General features: G+C 40.8%; 1 pseudogene. It reads left to right on the plus strand.

The window, feature by feature from the left end:
* Positions 1-228 (plus strand): annotated as a pseudogene (locus tag Q0822_RS18260) (hypothetical protein); the annotation flags it as partial.

A 228-nucleotide genomic window follows, 5' to 3' on the forward strand; every position in this document is an offset into this window, starting at 1 on the left:
CTAGAAGTTAATCTGGTGACACAAGCTTTTGCAGATAATCACGTTATAGAAGCATTGGCAACAGGTATTGGCGTTTATGAATATAGTTTAGATGATGGTCCATGGCAAGATGAAGGTACGTTCAGTAACGTATCAGCAGGTGACCATGAGATCACAGCAAGAGATAAGAACGGCTGTGGACTGGTTACAGAATCTGTCTTTGTGCTTGATTATCCGTTGTACTTTACA

The organism is uncultured Winogradskyella sp., from assembly GCF_947496485.1.
In the GTDB taxonomy this organism is placed as follows: domain Bacteria; phylum Bacteroidota; class Bacteroidia; order Flavobacteriales; family Flavobacteriaceae; genus Winogradskyella.